A 5988-nucleotide genomic window follows, 5' to 3' on the forward strand; every position below is an offset into this window, starting at 1 on the left:
GCCATCGGCATCCGCAAAGGTGCCCTGCGGCAGCGTGTACTGCCAGACCTGATCTTCCCGAACGCTCTGATCACTCAGCGCCTGGGCCACAGCAGGGGCCTCGTTGCGCGGCGTAATGCCGGTCAGCGCAACATCTTCAAAACCCCAGACAAAGCTGGCGTCTTTATTTCGGAACTCCAGAATATTGTCCCCACTGCGCAGTTCCGAAGCTGCAATTTCAAAACTGCTGTCACCCCAACGGTTGTTTGCGGTTCGGTTAAGATAGCCAATGCCAACGCCATTCAGCAGCACCTCGATTTCATCATCGAAATCGATATCGTAAGCGCGCAGACTGACCGCCACATCCTGGCCCGTGCTTTCAAAGGTAAAGCTCACTTTGCCATCGGTATCAGTCAGGCCACTGAACCCGTTTCCGTACCGACCGGACGCCTCATCGTCCACGATCAAACGCCGGCCGATTTCACCATCATTATTGAGATCGGCCTCAAAGACACTTTCATAGTCCGCCAGCTCAGTCGCGCTCAGTACACCGGACCCGGAAGTGAATGCCCCGTGTTCGTCCAGCCTCCAAACCGCGTAGGTCTCATTCGGGCCGGTCCAGAACAGGTGATAGCCACTGCCCGCTGGGTCGGCAGCCACATGTTGCGCAGTCCAGCCAGTACCATCTTCGTCGCTTCGTGGCTCACCTTCTCTTGTGACAGCAATGATTTCACCGTCTCTGTTTTCGATCGCGTATCGGCCATGTGCGGTGTCGGTTACCAGAAGCCTCTCGGACCCTGTATCTTCGCGCACCGTGTAGATTTGGTTCAGGCTGCCGTCTTCATTCAGAGCGTCTGCAATTCTGTCGGTTGCAAATTCAGCATCATCGAATACAAACCGCTCAAAACCCTCAACCGCATCCAGAGTACCACTTGCCGCGTCAATGACATTGTATCCCGCCTCCGTAATCTCAAACCTGTAATCTGAGTAACTGCCGGAAAAGAGTGCAGTCGTCTCGTCCACATTCCGGGACGACGCAGGTCCTACGATGGCATAACGACCAATTTCGTTCGGAGAGAGGTCCAGCAGACGCAGACTCTGACCATCACCCAGATCAATGACCGTATCAGAGCCGTCACTACGCATACGGGATTGCAGCGCTGCAAAACTCGCTATTGCTGTAAACGCCGTCAGATCGATCCGGTCTCCATACCGCCACGCCTGAAAGTCGACGATCGTATCCTCGGTCCCGGGCGAACGGGCAATCACAAACGTGTCCCACCCGTCTCCACCCTCGAGCCGATCATTTCCGCCCCGGCCCTCCAGGGTGTCGTGGCCAGGCCCGCCTGCAATCGTGTCGTCATACTGGCCGCCGATGAGATGATCGTCCTGGAACGTCCCTGTGATCGTGCCATCGTTGAAAGAAAACCGCTCTTCAGTAAGCGTTCGGTCCCGCCAGGTAACAAGCCCCCCGACTTCATTGAGTGAGTCCAGACGCCCGAATTGCCAGCTGGCTTCGGTCTCCGGAAAAAAGTCCAAAAGGATCAAACGTTGACCGTTAGGCAACACCAGATGCGTCCCCGCATCCGGGCCGCTTCTGATCAGTTTCACTTCCACATCGGTGAGATCGCGCACGTCGGGTATCCGCGAGATGTCCAACTCGGTATTACGAACATCCCCCTCACCCAACACGACACCGTCGGTCGGAGTGAGACTGCCCTCGGACCCCTCCCGAGCACCCTTGTGCCAATATTGACCCTGCACAAGATGTTCGTAGTTCTTGATCCGGATGGTCTGATCCGGATCATTTTCCAGCGCGATGATATTGAATTGGGTTTCCGTAACTTCGATCACGTCGTCGCCGCCGAAAGGAACGAAATAGTTGCCCCGACCATTGCCAACAAGCGCCTCAGTATCTGGCGATCCAAAAACGGATGTCTCTCCAGATGCAGCCCGCACCTGCAGGCCAAGCGGGGACCCTCCTTCAGCAAAGACAAACAGCTCATCATGGTGCGGCAGCTCCTGGGGAGCAACATTATTCAGCACGATGGCCCCGCGCTGCAGCGTGTCGCCGCCTTCCACAAAGATCCGCAGCCTTTGCGCCGAAGGCTCCCATTCAGCAACCAGCGTCTTTCCCGAAAGATCAATGCTGCGCAGATCAAGCAGATCTCGCCCAAACTCGAAATCGGTGATGTCGTTAACGGCACGAGCATTCGTGACGGTCACACCGGGCGCGAGTTCGGTTGTTGTTGTCCCGCCGGTAATGACAAACCGGTCGGCGCCGCTGCCTCCACTCAGGACATTGATCCCCGAACGCCCGTCAAGAACGTCGTCGCCATTATGTGCAATTATGAGCTCTCGGTGCGCTCTAAACACATTCGCCCCAAAGGACGCGGATGACGTCAGCCCTTCACCTCCGAGCAGAATATCATCAAAATGAGAACCATTCAGATTTTCAATCGATGTAATCCGGTCACCTTCGGCGGTCCCTCCGGCACCTGTTCCGGCCTCAAGGTCGACCTGCACGGCTTCCGGGCTGTCCGCATATCCGAGGACATCGATGCCAGCACCCCCGTCGATTGCATCCGCCCCGCGACCCGAGATAATCCAGTCGTTACCCTCACCACCAAGAATCGTGTCATCGCCAGCACCTGCGATGATGTCGTCATTGCCGCCAAGACCTTCCAGACGCTCACCGCCACCAGTGCCATAAATGACATTGTCGGCATCGCTGCCCCGCCGTGCGCTCGCTTCGCTACCAATAGGCTCCCCTATTGTCAGATCGGAAACACCCTCGGGAAAGATGAAATCATTTGGCGTCAGAGCCTCAGGCCTCACATCGCGGATGATCAGTGTCCGGCCATCGTTGAGAGTAATCTGCGTATCCGGTCCGGCCGCCCGTAGCACAACCTCATCCAGAGTTTGCCCGGATAAATCAATTCGATCCCCTTCCGCGCTGGAAAAGTCCAGAATGACGGCGTCCAGTTCCCGAAGGTCGAAGGATCGGGTCTGAATATTCCCGACCGGGTCCTCGGGCGCATCCTCAGCGTTGAACCGGTAGGCATCTTCCCGCAAGGCCCGCAGAACAAAGCGGTCCGCCCCTGCCCCACCCTCAAGATGATCCAGCCCATACACGCTCACAAGCGTATCGTCCCCGCCGCCACCTTTGAGGACATCAAGGCCTCCCAGCCCCGACAGAACATTGGCGTTGTCATCTCCTTCGAGGATATCATTCCGTTGGCTGCCCTGCAGGTTCTCCACATTGCGATAGGTGTCGCCTTCAGCCGCGCCGGAATACCCCTGCCCCGTTGCCAGGCTCGCGTGCACGCCGTTCGTCAGGTAAGGATGGTTGTACGTAACCAGATCTGTTCCGTCCCCACCGTCCAAGACTTCCGCGCCATGATACCCGGTCAGGATGTCGTCACCCGCACCACCATCAATCTGGTCGCGCCCCTCGGCGCCAAAGAGCGAGTCATTGCCTGCCCCGCCAAGGATAATATCATCGCCGCGTTCGCCGTTGATGTTGTCTGCCCCATCGCTGCCAATCAGCACATCAGAGAAGTTTGAACCATTTACGGCTTCGATGGAGACCAGCGTATCACCTTCGGCATCTGCGCCCCGCGCCAGGCTTCGCCCAAGATCGATGTGTATGCCGCCGCTTGCATCGTTGTAGTCGACCTGATCATAGCCCTCGCCACCATCAAGATGGTCTGCGCCAGCACCACCGCCCAGGTTGTCATCGCCGCTTCCGCCAAGAAGCGTGTCATCCCCTGCATCCCCGCGCAGAATATCGCGGTCAGCCCCGCCCTCGAGAAGGTCGTTGCCGTCGCCCCCTTCCAGGCGGTCAACCCCGTCGCCGCCATCAAGCGTATCATCGCCCGCGTCACCACGCAGAAAATCGCTGCCACCTTCTCCGGTCAGAACATCATCACCGTCTTCGCCGAAGATCATTTGGCTGCCGGCACCACCCTCGATCACATTGGCTTCTTCATCGCCAACGCGCACGCCTTCTACCAGTTCGGTCTCGGCTCCGGGTTCGTTGGTAAACAGGACACCATCGGCTTCTGTGATGGTTTTTGTTCCAAGGAAGAGGTTAAGGCCTGACGCGTCCGCAATCGCTGTATTGATTTCTGCGACCGACGCATCAACGTCGTCGCGAACGGAGACCAGCACGTCCCCCAATGTTGCCCAGAAGGTTTGGGCAAGATCGGGGTCCAGATCGGCGACCAAATCACTCGCCTTTGAAAGAACCTCCGACAAGCTTGCTGTGAATACCACCTGATCGCGGATGAAGTCATATGAGACCTCACCGAACAGCTCCTCCAGCGGCCCTTGGATCAGGATTCGGTTCAGCATCAGGGATTGCACCCCCTGCCAGGCCTGATTGATCCCGGTAGACGCATTCACACCCACAAGCGGCGTCTGACCGCGCTGCAGCCAGCTCACCCCGCTGAACTCTTCCAGAAAGTCCACCTTGCGGCTGTCGATATTGCCGCCCCCACCCGGATTGCGCCACGACGGATCATTGTCCTGCACGCCAGCCCACCGCAGCAGAATCTCATCCACCAGATCGCTTGCCTGACCGATCTCCGAGACCGAAAGCCGGTCAACACTCCGCACCAGGGCCTTGAGTTCCGCATCTTCCGTCATCGCCAGGTGCAAGGCAGGAAGAGATCCATATCCGCGCGATTGTGGCAGCAGAAGCGCTTCAACGTTAACCGTTACTTTGGAGCCAAAGACCTGACTATGCGCTCCAAGTTGCCACGTGTTCACGTTGTCGTTGAGGTAATGCACATCTGCCAGCTCGGCTGTCTCGCCCCCGGCAAATGTAACCGTGGAGACGTTTGAGATGTAATTTTCCTTTACGAACCGATCGTCGGCCTGATCATTGAGGTTAATCGAGACGATATCATGTTCTGCCAGGCTTTTGAGTTCATTGTCCTGGCTGATGCCGTCCTGGTTGAAGTCCTGCCAGACCAGCAATGATCCGAAGTCAGCGTCTTGCGCATCAAGCACACCATCGGCGTTGCTGTCATGCAGCCGCAACTTGTCGAAGGCTGGCATCGCATCATCGCCGTAAAGTTCGGTGATGTCGTCAATTACCCCATTGCCGTTTCGGTCCAGAGCCAGATGCCCGTCATCGCCACCTGTCCAGCCGACCCGTTCGGCAAAGCCGTCGGCATCGATATCAAAATAGACGATCCCATCATCATAAATATGCCGAAGGTCCGCCGCCACGCCATCCCCATCAAGGTCGATGACCAGAGGGCTCACATGATTGCGCGCCCCGCCCAGGAACGAGAGCGATGTGCCAACAGAGCCGTGGGTCTGAAACCCGCCAAAACTGGTTTGATCAAAGGAATCGTCAACAGGTGTGCCGAAATCCAACCCAAGATTTGGATTGAACTGCCACGGACTCAGTGGCTCCCAATCGTCTGCAAGGCTGCCAAAACTCAGGCCCGCTCCCGAACTCTGCCACGTCCCTCTCGTGTCAAAACTGAAAGTGGTGTCCGGGGTGAACAGCAAATAATCGTTAGTGCTGCCCGTAATCTCATCGCTGAACCGCAATGGAGCTGTAAGACCCGAAAAGGGACTGCCCGCCCCTCCGCTAAAGGAAAACCCGCTATCCGGCGTAAAGCCGATGTTCGAAGCCTTACGCGTGAAGTCACTCTGCGTGGCCAATGAGAGCTGGTTCTCATGGGCGACTTGATCGGCTCCATTCAACTCCTGCCCAACACCAACATTGTCCGCCGCGTAGATATTGCCGATCAGTAAGTCGGCAGTGCTACCTGTCGGATTATTACTTGTAAGCACAGTTGTGAATACAGCGCGTTCATCGCCCGTATCCAGGTCGAAATCAACATTCGTCTTTACACGCAGCCCCGTGTCAGGGTCATCGTAGTAGTAATTGCGCGTGCCAAATAAACCTTGAGTAAATGTAACGGGTGTGTCTGCAGTAATCCCGGGAAGAAATTCATGGGGGTTCGAAAAACTGCCGTCTCGTTGGCT

At 56.8% G+C, this 5988-nt stretch carries 1 pseudogene; it reads right to left on the reverse strand.

The features are described 5' to 3' along the window. Positions 1–5988 (reverse strand): annotated as a pseudogene (locus RA27_RS24940) (hypothetical protein); the annotation flags it as partial.

Origin of the sequence: Ruegeria sp. ANG-R (assembly GCF_000813985.1) — a bacterium.
Taxonomy (GTDB): Bacteria; Pseudomonadota; Alphaproteobacteria; order Rhodobacterales; family Rhodobacteraceae; genus Ruegeria.